Raw genomic sequence first — 16,011 nt, 5'->3', positions numbered from 1 at the left:
GATCAGTTCAGGCTATAATTTTTTTCAAAATCTTTGGTTAAAAGTTCATACACAACTCTTAGCCAAACAATAATGCAAGGTACCGCTTTTAATGAATATTTGATGATATAATCATTTTTGACTGATTTAGGAAAAAGATCTGAAGTTGAAAAACAAGTAAAAATGATCACAAAAATCAACAATCCAATGACAAATGGTGTTCTTTCTTTCTGAAGAAAAAACCAGATCATCACTCCTACAACAGCAATGATATACGTAGGTGATTCTGAACTTGAGCTGAATAGCACCAAAAACAATAATGTAGAAGCCAGAATCATTAGCTGAAAAGCATAATTTTTATATTGTTTTATTCTCACATATGGCAAAGCAAATAATGGTAAGCCAAAAGCTAAAAATATAAGATTGGAAATGGAGGCATCCCCAAGAACTCTTCTTACAAAACCCATTAATGAAATATCCTGCATATTTCCCAATACCTGGTTTTCATTATTCTTCTCTATAATAGAATGAAACCAATCTGCATAGCTCTGTATGACAAACTGAGGAGCGGAATAGATCATAGGAATGACAAAAAACAATGCGGCAATTACAATCCCCGAAATAATAAACTTCATCTTATTTTTGATGAAGAAAAACTGGCTCAATCCTACAATACCATATATTTTCACAAAAACACCAATGAGAATCGCTGTAGCCGAACGTACTTCTTTTCTTTCATAGATGTATACTGCAGATAATATCAAAAGCCCTGTAAGAGCTACATTAAACTGCAGACTTAATGCAGCGGTAATATACTCCTGGAGGCACAGCAATCCGAATATCGCCTTTTTGGAATCCGAAAACGGAAGCTTATAAATGGCAAATACAAATACAAAAGTATTAATCAGATTCCAGAGTGAAATTCCCAGCCAGTCCGGCATAACGGCAAACGGAGCAATCAATAAGCTAAAAAAAACTCCATAATGATTCAAATCAAAATAGAGGTCAGGATAATGGATAAATAAATTTTTCTGATGAATGGTATTAAAAAATACATTTTTAAAAATCAGATAGTTGTTGATCGCATAATCTCCTCTCAGATACTTGGAAATTGCAGTAACTACCGATATAATAAGATAAACCCCAAATATATATTTAGGGTTTAGTATAAATTTTAAAACTTTATCTTTCAAAATTGTGCAGTATTAGATGGATAAGCGCTTATACAGCTACATTATTTTCCCTTAATGCATCATTAAGAGAAGTCTTCTTGTCTGTAGATTCTTTTCTTGTCCCAATAATCAAAGCACAAGGAACCTGATATTCCCCTGCCGGATATTGTTTGGTGTAGCTTCCAGGAATTACCACTGAACGGGCAGGCACTCTACCTTTGATCTCAATCGGTTGATCTCCTGTAACGTCAATGATCTTTGTTGAAGCAGTTAATACTACATTCGCTCCCAATACCGCTTCTTTTTCCACATGTACTCCTTCTACCACGATACATCTTGAACCAATGAAACAATCGTCTTCAATAATTACCGGTGCAGCCTGTAATGGCTCTAAAACACCACCGATGCCAACACCACCGCTAAGGTGAACATTTTTACCGATCTGTGCACAGCTTCCAACGGTTGCCCAGGTATCTACCATCGTTCCTGAATCTACATAAGCCCCGATATTTACATAAGAAGGCATCATAATTACTCCTGAAGCAACAAAAGCTCCTTCTCTTGCAATAGCATGAGGTACAACACGTACTCCTTTTTCAGCATAATTTCTTTTCAAAGGAATTTTGTCATGGAATTCAAATGGTCCCACTTCAATGGTTTCCATTTTCTGAATCGGGAAATACATTACTACAGCTTTCTTCACCCATTCATTTACCTGCCACCCGTTTTCCGTAGGTTCAGCAACACGAAGTTCCCCGGAATCCAATAAAGAAATAACTTCTCTTATCGCCTTCTGGCTATCTTCATTTTGTAATAAGTCCCTATTATCCCAGATGTTCTCAATAGTTTGTTGTAACGACATGTTTATAATTTAAATTAATTTGAATAATTATACCGGCCAAAGATACAAAAAAGTTCAGCAAAACCTTTTGAAACTTAGTGAATGCAAAATGATTTAAATCAATCTGCCGTCGTATAAAAACTGAAATGATAACAGAAAGATAATACAGAATATTTACTCATTACAAAACCCTTCGGGCATGCAGATACGCTTTATTCCAATACTTTTCATTTAAAGAAGAAATCATCACCCCTTTTGAGGTTGAAGCATGGATAAATCTGATTTCGCCATCGTTTCCGATATCATGAACAATGCCAACATGCGATACTCTGCTTCCACCTGCAGTTGCAAAAAACAGCAAATCCCCGGGTTTCACTTCACTGATGTCAATTTTCTTTCCCGTATCTGCCTGATCAGAAGATCTTCGAGGTAATTTCTGGTCGTTTTCTTCAAATACTTTTACCGTAAAACCGGAACAATCGAATCCTGAAGAAGTACTGCCTCCAAATTTATACGGAGTTCCAATGTACTTTTCAGCATCTTTCAGAATACTATTGATTGAGCCAGACACTTTCCCATTGAAATTTGAATCCAGACGTCTGAGGTTTTCAGATCTTGCCACTGTTTTTGTGTTACTCTTTTTTGAAGAAACACTTTTACTGCTTCCGCATGAAATCACAGTAGAGGTTACAATCAGCAAAGCAGCAATCTGCTTTATTCTCATTTTTCCAATAAATAATCCTGTTGTCATATCTGCTTGATTTTTACCGATGTACGTAATTATCTACAAATATACATTTTATATTTTAATTCTATATATTCTATACTACAACTATATTATAAATATATGTTAAAATTTTATATTTATTTAATTATCACTATATTTGGTTTTAATTTTGAGAAAATGGCCACATATGAAAGCATAATTAAAATAACAGGATCAGTTGGTGACCTTGTTTTTTACACTTTGAACGGAAAAAATGTCGTTCGGAAGAAAAGTGGGTTTAATAAAAGTGCTTTCAAAAAAAGCGCTTCCTACGAAAAAGTAAGACAAAACGGTTCCGAATTTGGACATTGCTCAAAAGTGGGGAAAATAATACGCCAGGCCCTGGACCATTACGTTAAAGCTGCTGGAGACCCGCTACTCTATCAAAGTTTCGCGAAAACAATGACGAGAATTAAGGATCTTGATCAGATTTCAGTAAGAGGAAACCGTAATGTGAAACATGGATTGCCTTTGGAAGAGGGAAAAAAACTGCTCAAGGAGTTTCAGTTTGGACAGATCCCGGTTATTTCAGACCATATTTCTGTCTCATTTGACCTTTGGGAGAACAATCTTCACATTCATAAAAAAAGTGAAGCTGATGAAGTTACCATTGTTACTTTAAAGGTAGATACTGACTCGTATTCGATTGAAAAGTTTGAACAAACCGAGGCTTTGAAACCTGACACGGAAATGATCAGGTTCGAAAAGCATTTTTCTGACGATGATCTTCTCCTTTATTTTATGGTTTTGAAAAGAAAAGGTGAGATTTTAAATATGGGGTTTGTGTAATGTAAACCATTCCGTCATATATTTTTTTAGCTCCCCTTTATATTGAAATATTAAGTATGCATCATGCCAGGATATGACAAAAGCAGCAACCTAAAAAGCAATTGAAATATATTCAGCAACAGTAAAAAAGGAAACAAAAAATCCCTCATTTGAGGGAAGTATTTCTTAATCGTCACAGTGGGTAGTAACACAATAATTACCAGTTGGGTGATAACAACATTGATATTCTGCAGTTGGACAATGTGATCCTCCGCATGCTGGACCTGTTGGATCTGTTCCGATTCCGGTATCTGGTTTATCAGGGCCCCCTCCGTTAACTTGCTTTAGTTTCGCTCTTGAAACTTTTTTTAGATTTTTCATAGTAGTTTTATTTTATGAATTGTGAATATAATAAAAATAAAGAAATATACAATACGAATAAATAAAATAAAGCTAATTTTAAATATGAAATAATAATTGTAAAACTGTATCAGTGATTTTAACAATTTCTTTATGATGACTTTGTTATCAGTTACAATAATTAATCTATTTGCTAAAACGGGTAAAATACTTTAATGGAAAACATACTCAATGTATACGTAAAAAAACTTAAGCAATGAGCTATTTATGAGTTTATAAAAAATAATTGTGCTTTTGTATATCAGGCTTATTGTTGAAATAAAAAATCCCTTTATATAAAGGGATTGCTCATTGTTTGTGGAGAATACGGGGATCGAACCCGTCACCTTTAGACTGCCAGTCTAACGCTCTAGCCAGATGAGCTAATTCCCCATTTTTGTGGACTTCATTTTCTGAAGCGGTACAAAAGTAAGTATTTATAGCGCATATACAAATATTTTCTAAAATTTTATTTATAAACTTCTGTAATGAACTGAATAATAAATACAAAATTTAGTAAACTCAGGAATAAATAGCTGTACCAGGATTACAATTCATTTTTTCAAGGTATATTTTTTACTTTTTTCTATCATCCGTAGTCTTTATGACTGCAATCATAAATGTATTATAAGAGTACACTTAAATTTATACTTATAATTTTTCATCGTTTTTACAGTCGTTGAGCTTCCCGATATGGGAAGCTTTTTTTATTGAAAAAACATAGAAAATGACGTCTACATACCACACGGAGGTAAAAACTGGTTTGGAATTTGCTGAGAATTTTTCATCAATCTTTATAAAAATTATTCTTATAACCTAAAAGCTTACAATTATGATAATACGTGAAGATTTATTGCTGGCACATGGTGCGGTTTACAAGGAATTTCAACCAGATGAAATAATATTTGAAGAAGGCAGTCAACCTAAATATTATTATCAGATATGTACTGGTACAGTGGAGTTATTTAATTACCACTCAAACGGAAAAGAATTTATTCAGAACATTTTAAATGACGGACAAAGTATTGGTGAGTCCCTGTTATTTACAGACAGACCTTATCCAATGAACGCAATTACGAAGACAAATTGCATCCTGTTATGTCTTGGCAAAAATGATTTTAATAATCTTGTAAGCCAGGATGCTAACATAATGCAGAATTTATTACAATGTTTGTCTGAAAGGTTGTATTACAAATATTTAATGCTTTTTAATTTATCAGGCATTGAGCCTGCTACAAAGATTAAAACAGTTCTGGATTATATTAAAGATTATAATTTAAGAGAGGTATCTGATACTGTCCAGGTTCCGTTTACCCGTCAACAGATTGCAAACCTTACCGGTCTGACGGTAGAAACGGTGATAAGAACCATAAAAAAAATGGAAACGGAAAATATCCTGAAAATAGAAAGAGGAAAAATCCATTATTAACGGGTAAAATACCTAATGATAGGAAAAAATAATCTGTGGAGTCTTTCAAAAAAGAAAGACTCTTTTTTTATGGCTTGAAAAAGATTTAATAGAAAATCTTCCCATTTACGATTGAAAGCAAATTACGGCTCTCCATCCTTTTAACTGTCCTTATGACCGATTCAATAGTTAACCCCGTCAACGATGCCAATTGCTGTCTGGTATAAGGTATAATAAAGGGGCGGGTATCATTTAATGTATAAAACTCTTTAATATAATCTAATAAAATAGTTAATCGCTCCTGAGAAGTGACACATCCCAGTGTTGAGAGCATAAGATTTTTATAGTGGATCCTTTCTGCTGTATAGGCATATAAATTGACTAAAAGAGAAGGAATATTTTCTATAAGTTGTATAAACTGATTCCTTTCTACGCGAATGATCTTACAATCTGAAATCGCTATTGCACTAAAAGGATATTTTTTATCAGTAAATAAATAAGATTCTGCAATGCAATGCCCATTGAAAGGCAGGCCATAAAAATATTCTTTACCGTCAAAATGAACTGAATTCATCTTTGCTGTACCTTTTATAATCTGTAAATAATATTTTGCGTGAGTAGCCTCTTCTACTATACATTCATTAGCCCTATATTCTATTACTTCTCCCCCATTTTGAAGTAACAGATTTTCGCATATTATCATTTCTTAATGTTTGGTCATTCAAAATTATAGGTATATTATCAATAATTAGTGAAATGTGGTATCAAAAAGTACAACTGAAGGCATTCCGGATAGTTTATATTCTTTAAAAATAAGGCATTACGAATAGCAGTTACCATCCGATTATCAACAAGAAGAAATTCTCCTGATAAAAAGTAAAAAAATACATACCACATTCCTCATTTTCTCTTTACTGTGGCACATTGCTTGATAATGGATAAACATATTTGAAAATAGCAATGGAACCTAGTTTAAATCAAGAAACATTAAGCAATGATGAAGTGACTGTAATACTTGCTCTTTTGGATAAAGATTTACAAGAAATGATGCTTTATTGTGTTGAACATCAATGGAAATTTGAAATGATTAATTCACATAACCTACAGCTTCGTATTCCCAAGGATTCTATTCATCTGCTTTTTTATTTAGGGCATAAAGTTTTATCAGGAGATAAGCCATCAATTTACAATTGATAGTTTAGATTTTTATCTTTTTATTGATCTCGGTTATTAGATCCTGCAAAACAAATATTCAATTATTTGTTTTACAAAAAAAACACAAAAAGTGCACAAATTAAATAAAAAATTATATATTTGCGCTCAACAGAAACGAGGATTACTAACGATTTTAACTAAAAAGGAGAAAATGAAGATTCCCATATTCTCCACTCTTGTAAAACTATCAAAACTATGAAGAAACTTTTTTTTCTTTTATTAGCAACTTTTGCACTAATAGGATGTAGCTCAGATGATGATACGATCTATGATTACATCGGAACCTGGTCAGGAACTTATGATGGAAGCGATAAAGGGGTTTGGAATATTGTAGTCGCAAGTGATGGAACCGTAAATGGAACAATGCATTCTGATGTTAATAATGAAAATTACAAGATTGCCGGTCATTTAAATGATTCAGGGGAGTTAAACGCTTCAGTTGGTCTTCCGTCTGATGGTTCTTTCAACGGAAACCTGGGTACTGATAAAAAAGGAAACGGAAGCTGGACAAATGCTGTTCCTACCCCTACAAGATCCGGATCATGGACTGGGGAAAAAGATAAAAGTCAATAAGGTTTATTACTACATATAAAAAGGTGGCCAGTGGTCACCTTTTTTTGTTTCTTATTTAAAACGTAAAAATCTCCGGTATGCTACCGGAGATTTATCTTAATAATATATAAAAAAATGATGTGGTGTGTTGCTTTTATATAATCAATTTTAAGGAAAACCTTAATATTTATCGTATGTAAAGCATGATTTGCGTGTGCGCTTTTGTTATCTGCAAATACTGTACCCTATGAAGTGATTTTTTCAATAAAATTTCAGGTTTAATGTCAACTTATAGAATATCAATAGATTAAATTTACATCATCTATCATATAAAAAAAAGCCCGTAAAGCCCATTAACATTAAAAAAACAGAATTCAAAAAAAATCCTGCGTAGTGCAGGATTCATTTTATTCATATGTATAAGCTGTAAAATTGAGTACTATCAGAAATTTTACTTGGTATTTTTCAATTGTAAAGCACGTTGTAAAAAGGACTGATTTGCCAGTTTTTCTTCTGCTTCATCAATGGCTTTTAATAAGTGATTGTTATTGTCGGCAATTTCTCCCAAAACAGTTGAAATAAGTTCCCATACAGGCTTCATTTTTTCGATGAGTTCAAGGCCTTTGGGTGCTAATCCGATCAAACGTTTTCTTTCATCCTGCTTATCCTTCTTTGAAATAATCATCTTCTCCTTTTCAAGTTCCTTAAGTAAGCTTATTGTAGAGGGATGGGTATACCCTATTTCATTGGCCAGCTCCACAACACTCAGGGGCTGTTTATGATAAAGTGTAAAGATAACAGGAAACCACTTAGGCTCAAAATCAATATCAAAAGCCTTATAAACCAAAGCTCCATCTTTACGGAGCTGTTCACTTAACCTTTGTAATCTTGTGGATATCGCAAGAATTCCGGATTCGTTAATAACATTCATTAGACCTCATTTAAATTAAGAATATAAAAGACGTTATCAGCACTCATCAGAGGAAACGAAGGAGGGAGATTTTCTTTGGCAATTTTCTGAAACCGGTTACGTTCATAAAAACGCATGGCTGCATTCAGCACAGAAACTGTGCCCAGCATAATTTCTTCAATTTTATTTTCCCTGCAATACGAAATCAGGATATCTAATAATTTTTGTGCGATCTGATGTTCTTTTCCCCTGAATTCTTTTTTAACAAACATCTTTCTGATGGCTGCAGCCTTTTCGTCAAATTTAACTAAAGCAATGGTACCTACCAACTCTTTATCCAGAAAAGCGCCCCAAAAGTTTCCGCCCCCTTCTTTATAAAAGCTTTCAATCTTTAAAAGATCCGGCTGGTCTTCGATCGTGATAGGAATATTAAATTCTTTTTGCTGAATATTCAGAATCAAATCTATGACTTGTTCGGAATAAGTATTACCGATAGGTTGGATTTCTAATGTCATAATTTTTATTTAATGTACAAAACTACGTAGTTAACTACATAAAAACAAATATATTTAATCAATCAACAATAATTTATGTTATCAATAAAAAGACGCATACAATATCTGCATGCGTCTGATCTATTTAAAAAGTGGCTGGAGAATTACTTCCAACCCCCACCTAGTGCCTGATATAAGTCAACTGCAGCTTTCATTTTGTTGTATTCTGCATTTGAAATATTCAATTCTGCATTCAATGAATTTACACTCGCATTCAACACTTCAAGGTAATTGGCCATACCATAGTTAACCAATTCCTGAGAAAAATCTACAGATTTTTTATACGCGTCCAGTTCCTTTCTTTTAAGTTCAATAAAAGAATCCTGCACTCCAAATACCCGTATTGCATCAGATACTTCCTTTCCTGCAGTAAGAACTGTTTTTCTAAAATTCAGATAAGCCGTTTCCTGATTGGCCAGGCTCACGTCATAATTCGTTTTGATCTGTCTTCTGTTGAGAATAGGTTGTGCCAAGCCTGTTACTACATTGGCAAATAATGAATTCACACTGAATAAATGATCAATATCTACAGACTGTACTCCACCGGTTCCGGTAAGTTTTAGTGTAGGGTAAAACTGTGCTTTCGCAGAGTTGGTTAATTCGAAAGCATTCATCAGATTGTATTCCGCACGCATTACATCAGGACGGTTGGCCAGTAATTGAGCCGGATATCCAAGCTTGATATCCTTCGGAAGGCTTTGGCTTTCTAGTGTTGATCTTTCAATAGCATGAGAAGGTTCTCCCATCAACAGACTCATTGTATTCTCCAAAGACTGGATTTGAGTATCAATATCAATAAGTAGAGATTTCGCATTAAAAACCAACGCTTCACTTTGCTGAACCGCCACTTCAGTTACCGTTCCTGACTCTTTCAGAGCTTTTGTTGTTTCAAGGTTTTTTTCCCGGACATCAATGGTTTCCTGAATAATTCTTTTCTGCGAATCGAAAGTCAGCAGTTGATAATAAGCAGAAGCTACTGAGGCTACCAAACTGCTTTTTACAGCCTTGTGTGCGGCAACTGTTCCTAAATAAGTGGCAAGCTGCGCTTTTTCCTGAGCTTTTAATTTACCCCAGATATCCGCTTCCCAACCTATAGTCGCTGTAATATCAAACTGATTTACATAACGTCTTTCTCCAATGATCTGACCAAACTGGGTATTGATGGATTGGGTTTGAAACGTGTAATTGGGCCCGATTGAAACCGTTGGCTGATATGCTGCTTTACTTTGTTTAAGATAAGCTTCGGCAGAGGCAATACTCTGTAATGCAATTCTGATATCTAAATTGTTTTCTAAAGCTTTTGAAATATGCCCCTGTAATATGGGATCCGTAAAAATTTCTTTCCAGGAGATATCAGCAATACTTGCACTGTCCTTAGGAAGCATATCGGTACGGAAAAGCTTTTCGTCCACGACATTTTTCGGTCTTTCATACTCTTTTCTCGCCATACATGATGAAATGGCTCCCAGTATGAAAACTGAAAAAGTTATTCCTTTTATGATGTTTATTAAACTTTTCATTGTTAAAAATTGGAAGTTAGAAACCAGAGGTTAGAAGTAAGATCGGAAATTCAATTATTCTTCTACTTCTACCTCTCTGGTTTTTATTTTTATTCAGCTAAATTGATGTCTTCTCTTTTAATCGGTTTGATTTTTTCCTGCAATGTTTCAAAGATCACATACAATACAGGAATTACGATAAGCCCTAATACCGTTCCTATCAATAATCCAATGGCAGCACCCGTTGCAATAGATCTGTTTCCTACCGCTCCGATTCCACTTGCCAGCACCAATGGTAATAGACCAAATATAAAGGCAAATGAGGTCATCAGAATCGGTCTTAATCTTGCCTTCGCAGCATTGATTGCAGACATGACAATGGTTTCACCATGATGTCTTCTCTGAACTGCAAATTCAACAATCAAAATGGCATTTTTAGCCAATAATCCGACCAACATGATCAAGGCAATCTGGAAATAGATATTGTTTTCCAAGCCCATGATTTTTTGTCCAAAATAAGCTCCCATTACCCCTAATGGAAGTGAGATCACAACAATCAGCGGAAGAATATAACTTTCATATTGCGCAGAAAGGATAAAGTAAACAAAAATTAAACTTAGCCCAAAGATTAATACGGTCTGAGATCCGGAGTTTAATTCTTCTCTTGTCAATCCGGTAAACTCAACATCGTAATTCTGATTCAGGGTTTCTTTCGCTACCTGCTGTACCGCAGTAATAGCATCCCCGGAACTGTACCCCTGGGAATTACCCCCTGTAATTTTTACTGATGTAAAAAGGTTATAACGACTTACAGACTGTGGACCATATGTTTTGTCTAATGTCACAAATTGCGAAATAGGAGACATTATACCCGAACCTGTTTTTACATAGAGATCGTTAAGATTATCGATGTTTTTTCTGTTTTCAGGAAGAGCCTGAACCATTACTCGGAATTGTTTTCCGTATTTCGTAAAGTCAGCTGTATAAATCCCTCCAATATATCCCTGCATTGTACTTAGGATGCTATTTACAGAAACTCCTAATTGTTTTGCCAAAGGAACATTAATTTCCATTTGATATTGCGGGTACTTTGTATTGAACGAGGTCTGTGCAAACTCTATCTCGGGTCTTTCCATAAGCTTACCGATGAATTCATTAGTTTTATCATCAAGCGCTGTATATTCACCACCGGATTTATCCAGCAATACCATCTCAAATCCTGCACTGTTACCAAAACCTGGTACACTTGGTGGCTGAAAGAATACGACTTTGGCATCCGGTACTTTCCCTGAAATTCCAAATAGTTTTTTCGTAATATCTTCAGAGGTTAAATTATCTTTTTTCCTTTCATCAAAAGGTTTTAATTTAATAAAGGCAAGACCATTATTACTTCCGTTTCCGGATAAGAAACCTCTACCGGTAGAAATGGTAACGTTTTGGACTCCCGGAATTTTCATTGCGTTAGCCTGTAGTGTTTTCAATGCATTATAGGTTCTTTCCATAGATGATCCCGGAGGAAGCTGCACATCGGTAAAGATAATTCCACGGTCTTCAGTAGGAACGAATCCTTTTTTCATCGTTGAACTTGCCCAGAATAAAATTCCTCCTGTAATGGCAAAGATGATCAGGGTAACCCATTTATGCCTTAATAAGAAAACAAATCCTCTTCCGTAACGTTCAGTGGTTGTTCTAAATGCTATATTGAATTTATAGAAGAACTTCTGAAGGATATTCATATTCTTGTATTCCTGGTGATGCTCAGAATGAGGTTTAAGGAATAGTGAACATAAAACCGGACTTAACGTTAATGCATTGATTGCCGAAATGATGATCGCTACGATAAGTGTAATACCAAACTGCTGATAGAATACCCCTGTCGGACCGGTAATAAAAGTTACCGGAATAAATACGGATGCCATTACCAATGTAATTGAAATAATTGCTCCTGTAATCTCATCCATCGCTTCTACGGTAGCCTTTTTAGCATCGGAAATACCATGCTCCATTTTAGCGTGAACGGCCTCGACGACGACAATGGCATCATCCACTACAATACCAATAGCAAGTACTAACGCGAATAAGGTTAAAAGGTTGAGTGAATATCCAAACAAATTCAGGAAGAAGAATGCTCCCACAATAGATACCGGAACTGCAATAGCCGGGATCAAAGTAGATCTGAAATCCTGTAAGAAAATATACACTACAATGAATACCAGAATAAATGCTTCAATTAAGGTATGAACAACCTTATCAATAGAGGCATCAAGGAACTCATTGGTATCAAAGTTGAAAGTATATTTAATCCCTTTAGGAAAACTTCCCTCTGATGCTTTTAAGTATGCTTTAATATTCTTAATAATGTCCTGAGCATTGGAACCTGGTGTCTGAAAGAATCCCATACTGATGGAAGGATTATTTCCATTCTCCCCAATTCCGGTATAAGATTGCCCAGCCAATTCAACTTTGGCAACATCTTTAAGCATCAGATTCTGGCCATCGGCAAGAGACTTGATAATGATGTTATCATATTGAGATTTCTCGTTAAATTTCCCTACATATTTAATGATGTATTCAAAAGAACTACCACTGTTTTGTCCGATGGATCCAGCTGCTGCTTCTCTACTCTGCTCATTAATAGCCGCTGTAACATCATCCGGTGTTACTCCATAGGCTGCCATTTTCGCAGGATCCAGCCATATTCTCATCGAGTAGTTTTTCCCACCGAAAACCTGAGCATCTCCAACTCCATTAATCCTTTTGATATTAGGAATAATATTAATATTCAGGAAATTTTGAAGATAAACGTCATCGAGGTCCTTATTTTCGGAATAGAAAGACATATACATCAAGGCACTGGTTTGCTGCTTCTGAGTTACAACCCCTGAACGGGTTACTTCACTTGGAAGTAATGGTGTTGCTCTTGTAACACGGTTCTGTACGTTTACCGCTGCAATATCCGGATCAATCCCCTGCTTAAAGAAAACCTGGATATTGGCAGATCCATCGTTTCCTGCAGAAGAGGTGATATAATCCATTCCTTCTACCCCGTTAATCTGTTCCTCCAAAGGAACTACCACACTTTTCATCACCGTCTCCGCGTTAGCTCCCGTATAGTTTGCTGTAACACTCACTGTAGGAGGCGCAATGTCCGGGTACTGGGTAACAGGCAATGAAATAAGGCCTAAAACACCGAGTATAACAATTAATATTGAAATAACAGTGGATAAAACCGGTCTGTTAATAAAGTTTTTTATCATTAGAATTTCGGTTTTATAGATTGAACGAGGCTATCCATTTTTATAGGTTTTGGCTTTACAGGAGTTCCGGATTTCAAACCACCGATACCTGCTGCCACTATAGTTTCTCCTTTATTTATTCCTGATTTTATTAACGCCATGTTGTCAATTCTGTCAATTACATTTACTACTACATTTTTAGCAGTATCCTTTTCAACTTTATACACATAAACAATTCCCTGTTGTTCGTATGTGGCACTTTCCGGAACAACCAAAACGCTATCATACGCTTTAGGTAATCTTATTGTTCCACTGTTCCCGTTGCTAAGTAACTTTTGGGCATTTGAAAATGCTACTCTGAACTGAATGGTTCCTGTAGTGGGATCAATTTGTCCTGTAATAGCTTCGATCTTCCCTTTTTCAGGATAAATACTTCCATTAGCCAGCTGTAAATCAACCATAGGAAGATTTTTGATTTTCTCGGGCATTGTGGCTCCTACAGATTTCTCCAAAAAGTTGAAATATTCTTTTTCGTTCATCGAAAAATAGGCGAATACCTCGGAGGTATCTGAAATTGTCGTTAAAGGAGTCTGATCAGTCGGTCCTACCAAGCTACCCACTTTTAAAGGAAGTTTTCCAACAACCCCCGAAATAGGTGCGCGAATAATAGAATATTCGATATTAGCTTCTACCCCTTTGTAATTGGCTGTCGCCTGACGTTTTGAAGCAACCGCCTGCTGAAGCTGTGCCTGAGCCTGAGCCAGGTTAGCCTGTGCTGTTTGAAGCTGTACGTTACTGATGATATTCTTAGCAACCAGAGGTTTAAGTTTATTCACCTCCACCTGAGCTGCATTTACCGAAGCCTGTGCGGCAGCCACCGTTGATTCGGCAGCACCGATACCTGCCTTTGCAGCAGCTGCATTTTCAGTAAGTATATTGGTTTCAAGACGGAATAAAGGTTGTCCTTTGGTTACATATTGCCCCTCGTCTACTAATAGTTGGGTAATATATCCCTGAATCTTAGCCCTTACATCATTATTTACTCTACCTTGTATGCTCGCAGGGAATGTCTGGTATCCTACGATATTCTTTTGTTCCACCGAAATTACAGGGTAAGGTTTTGCACCATCCTGTTTTGGAGCTTCTTTTTTGCAGGCTGTCAGTGAGATAGCTGCAACAGAAAGTATGAATAGTTTATTTGTCATTTTAAATTATAGTTTATTAATAGATTCCTGAATATTTGAAATATTTTTATTCAATAGCGCCTTATAAATACTAAGTTTTTCATTGTAATGTTCATCGTGTACCTTTCTAAAGTTATTTAAATCGTCTAGTAGTTTTAGTTCATCCTGTAATTTCTGGAGAATTTTTTCAAACCTTATCTTCATATGCTCATCATTGATAAAGAAATACCGCTTCCTCTCATCGATCTTATTATGGTCGATAATAAGCTGAGAGTTGAGTAATAATGAAATACTGGTGGAAACGGAACTTTTACTGGCTGAGAGCACTTCTACAAATTCGTCAAAAGTAATTCCTACTTTTTCAAAATCGAAGATGAGATAAGCATATATTTTTGAAGCTAATGGAGGAATATTCAGGTTGGTACCATAGAATTTTACGGCATCCTGAAAAATTTTTTCATCAACTTCTATACTTTTATGCATAATATACAAATTTGAGCAAAAGTATAAATTAGTTCAGAACTAAACGAACAAACGCAATAGAGTTTATAAATATATAGCGTTTTAAAAATTCAATGGAAAAGGATTTAACCTTTCGCTCAAATTATAATCTTCTCGAATGCTTTTCGGACTCCTCCGGCAAGAACTACTTCACCGCAATAGGAATAACCTTGCTTTTCAAGAATCTTCAGCATGGCAATATTATCATAATTAGTGTCTACTTTTACACTCAATACCCCCTGGCTTTTTGTGTAATTTTCTATATGATCAAATAGTTTTTTTACAAGTCCCTGTCCGGCAAACTCTTCGGAAACAGCTACACGGTGAACAACAACAAACTCACCGTCACTAAGCCATGCCCCATCAATGGTACTATAAGCAGGCTCGTCATTAAATATCAGGGCAACATAAACGGCAATAACATCATCTACTGTAAGAACAAAACCAAAACCTTTCGAAATATCACTTTCTATAGTATCTTCATTCGGATAACCATTTTGCCACTGAGTACTCCCGTCCAATCTTCTCCTTTCGATTGATTGCTGGATAATGTCCCAGATGATATTTTTCTCTTTAATTTCGGCCTTTCTGAACTTAATTTGCTGCGTCATAGATTCTTAATTGTTGTCAGGATTTAAAAGAAAGAAAATTAAGATTATTTTCAACCTTATATATTTCTTTAGCATTAAATTTAAATAAAAAAACCGAAAATTAATTGAATTAATTTTCGGTTCGAAGTAGTAAAATTTAAAATTATGAAATTGTTTTATTGGTTTGCACTTTGTTGTATATAATTGTCAATAATTTCAAATGCTTTTTTCTCATCTTCCAGATCCACCATGAGCTTTAGCGATGTTGCCGTTGGCGTTGTTGTAAAAGTGAGATAATTATTTTCAACTGTGTTTGTGATTTGAGCGTCATCTAATTTAGACTTGATCAATTGAATTTCTGAAGGATTATCACTTTCAAAAACTGATACTCTCGTACTTCTTTCCATATTTTATCCTTTTTTGAATATCTAAATATA

The 16,011-nt window shown here is 35.2% G+C and carries 17 protein-coding genes and 1 tRNA gene; 4 read left to right on the top strand and 14 right to left on the bottom strand.

The genetic code is table 11. The features are described from left to right. Nucleotides 1-2: 2 nt before the first annotated feature. The 3 genes from ACNFU2_RS02960 to ACNFU2_RS02950 all read right to left on the bottom strand — a co-directional run bounded on the left by ACNFU2_RS02960 (nucleotide 3) and on the right by ACNFU2_RS02950 (nucleotide 2,743). Nucleotides 3-1,172: a glycosyltransferase family 87 protein gene (locus ACNFU2_RS02960; protein ID WP_418123634.1), complete on the bottom strand. Its 1,170-nt coding sequence runs from the start codon at nucleotides 1,170-1,172 to the stop codon at nucleotides 3-5. Nucleotides 1,173-1,200: 28 nt separating this feature from the next. Next, nucleotides 1,201-2,013 carry a 2,3,4,5-tetrahydropyridine-2,6-dicarboxylate N-succinyltransferase gene (locus ACNFU2_RS02955; protein WP_172283025.1) on the bottom strand — a complete coding sequence of 271 codons (813 nt, stop codon included), beginning with the start codon at nucleotides 2,011-2,013 and terminating at the stop codon, nucleotides 1,201-1,203. A gap of 160 nt (nucleotides 2,014-2,173) precedes the next feature. Continuing rightward, nucleotides 2,174-2,743 (bottom strand): C40 family peptidase, encoded by a 570-nt coding sequence (locus ACNFU2_RS02950; protein WP_228457032.1) that lies wholly within the window; start codon nucleotides 2,741-2,743, stop codon nucleotides 2,174-2,176. Between the two features lie 153 nt (nucleotides 2,744-2,896). Here ACNFU2_RS02950 and ACNFU2_RS02945 point away from each other — a divergent pair, with 153 nt between their 5' ends. After that, nucleotides 2,897-3,547 carry a hypothetical protein gene (locus ACNFU2_RS02945; protein WP_418123631.1) on the top strand — a complete coding sequence of 217 codons (651 nt, stop codon included), beginning with the start codon at nucleotides 2,897-2,899 and terminating at the stop codon, nucleotides 3,545-3,547. Nucleotides 3,548-3,712: 165 nt separating this feature from the next. Here the strand turns inward: ACNFU2_RS02945 and ACNFU2_RS02940 are convergent, their stop codons facing one another. Both ACNFU2_RS02940 and ACNFU2_RS02935 read right to left on the bottom strand, forming a co-directional pair. Continuing rightward, complete coding sequence (locus ACNFU2_RS02940; protein WP_407933714.1) at nucleotides 3,713-3,907, bottom strand: bacteriocin-like protein; 195 nt, start codon at nucleotides 3,905-3,907, stop codon at nucleotides 3,713-3,715. A gap of 337 nt (nucleotides 3,908-4,244) precedes the next feature. Further along, nucleotides 4,245-4,318 (bottom strand) — tRNA-Ala (locus tag ACNFU2_RS02935). A gap of 439 nt (nucleotides 4,319-4,757) precedes the next feature. On the opposite strand from ACNFU2_RS02935, the gene ACNFU2_RS02930 reads away from it, so the two are divergent. Further along, on the top strand, nucleotides 4,758-5,354 hold the full coding sequence (locus ACNFU2_RS02930) for a Crp/Fnr family transcriptional regulator (RefSeq protein WP_172283032.1): 597 nt from the start codon (nucleotides 4,758-4,760) through the stop codon (nucleotides 5,352-5,354). Between the two features lie 85 nt (nucleotides 5,355-5,439). Here the strand turns inward: ACNFU2_RS02930 and ACNFU2_RS02925 are convergent, their stop codons facing one another. Beyond that, nucleotides 5,440-6,036, bottom strand: a complete 597-nt coding sequence (locus tag ACNFU2_RS02925) for a Crp/Fnr family transcriptional regulator (protein WP_418123628.1) — start codon at nucleotides 6,034-6,036, stop codon at nucleotides 5,440-5,442. Between the two features lie 257 nt (nucleotides 6,037-6,293). Here ACNFU2_RS02925 and ACNFU2_RS02920 point away from each other — a divergent pair, with 257 nt between their 5' ends. Then, nucleotides 6,294-6,527 carry a hypothetical protein gene (locus tag ACNFU2_RS02920; protein WP_172283036.1) on the top strand — a complete coding sequence of 78 codons (234 nt, stop codon included), beginning with the start codon at nucleotides 6,294-6,296 and terminating at the stop codon, nucleotides 6,525-6,527. 216 nt (nucleotides 6,528-6,743) lie between these two features. Then, the gene (locus ACNFU2_RS02915) at nucleotides 6,744-7,121 is read left to right on the top strand and encodes a membrane lipoprotein lipid attachment site-containing protein (RefSeq protein ID WP_172283038.1); all 378 of its coding nucleotides are present in this window, start codon (nucleotides 6,744-6,746) and stop codon (nucleotides 7,119-7,121) included. 430 nt (nucleotides 7,122-7,551) lie between these two features. On the opposite strand, the gene ACNFU2_RS02910 is transcribed toward ACNFU2_RS02915, so the two are convergent. The 8 genes from ACNFU2_RS02910 to ACNFU2_RS02875 form a co-directional block, all read right to left on the bottom strand. After that, nucleotides 7,552-8,031, bottom strand: coding sequence for a MarR family winged helix-turn-helix transcriptional regulator (locus ACNFU2_RS02910; RefSeq protein ID WP_172283040.1), 480 nt, complete (start codon nucleotides 8,029-8,031; stop codon nucleotides 7,552-7,554). Then, on the bottom strand, nucleotides 8,031-8,525 hold the full coding sequence (locus ACNFU2_RS02905) for a GNAT family N-acetyltransferase (protein ID WP_418123626.1): 495 nt from the start codon (nucleotides 8,523-8,525) through the stop codon (nucleotides 8,031-8,033). Before ACNFU2_RS02905 ends, ACNFU2_RS02910 begins: the two co-directional genes overlap by 1 nt. Nucleotides 8,526-8,668: 143 nt before the next feature. Further along, nucleotides 8,669-10,084: a TolC family protein gene (locus ACNFU2_RS02900; RefSeq protein ID WP_172283044.1), complete on the bottom strand. Its 1,416-nt coding sequence runs from the start codon at nucleotides 10,082-10,084 to the stop codon at nucleotides 8,669-8,671. A gap of 89 nt (nucleotides 10,085-10,173) precedes the next feature. After that, nucleotides 10,174-13,320 (bottom strand): efflux RND transporter permease subunit, encoded by a 3,147-nt coding sequence (locus ACNFU2_RS02895; RefSeq protein WP_172283046.1) that lies wholly within the window; start codon nucleotides 13,318-13,320, stop codon nucleotides 10,174-10,176. Next, nucleotides 13,320-14,504, bottom strand: coding sequence for an efflux RND transporter periplasmic adaptor subunit (locus tag ACNFU2_RS02890; protein ID WP_172283048.1), 1,185 nt, complete (start codon nucleotides 14,502-14,504; stop codon nucleotides 13,320-13,322). Before ACNFU2_RS02890 ends, ACNFU2_RS02895 begins: the two co-directional genes overlap by 1 nt. 6 nt (nucleotides 14,505-14,510) lie before the next feature. Continuing rightward, nucleotides 14,511-14,966 carry a transcriptional regulator gene (locus ACNFU2_RS02885; RefSeq protein WP_172283050.1) on the bottom strand — a complete coding sequence of 152 codons (456 nt, stop codon included), beginning with the start codon at nucleotides 14,964-14,966 and terminating at the stop codon, nucleotides 14,511-14,513. 116 nt (nucleotides 14,967-15,082) lie between these two features. Then, nucleotides 15,083-15,595, bottom strand: a complete 513-nt coding sequence (locus ACNFU2_RS02880) for a GNAT family N-acetyltransferase (RefSeq protein ID WP_172283053.1) — start codon at nucleotides 15,593-15,595, stop codon at nucleotides 15,083-15,085. A gap of 155 nt (nucleotides 15,596-15,750) precedes the next feature. After that, a complete protein-coding gene (locus tag ACNFU2_RS02875) occupies nucleotides 15,751-15,981 on the bottom strand; it encodes a DUF2007 domain-containing protein (RefSeq protein ID WP_273647898.1) in 231 nt (76 codons plus the stop codon). Between the last annotated feature and the right edge of the window lie 30 nt (nucleotides 15,982-16,011).

It is taken from the genome of Chryseobacterium sp. PTM-20240506 (assembly GCF_048296755.1).
Taxonomy (GTDB): domain Bacteria; phylum Bacteroidota; class Bacteroidia; order Flavobacteriales; family Weeksellaceae; genus Chryseobacterium; species Chryseobacterium proteolyticum.
Note: the sequence above shows the minus strand (reverse complement) of the source record. Positions and strands in the feature narration are given on the sequence as shown.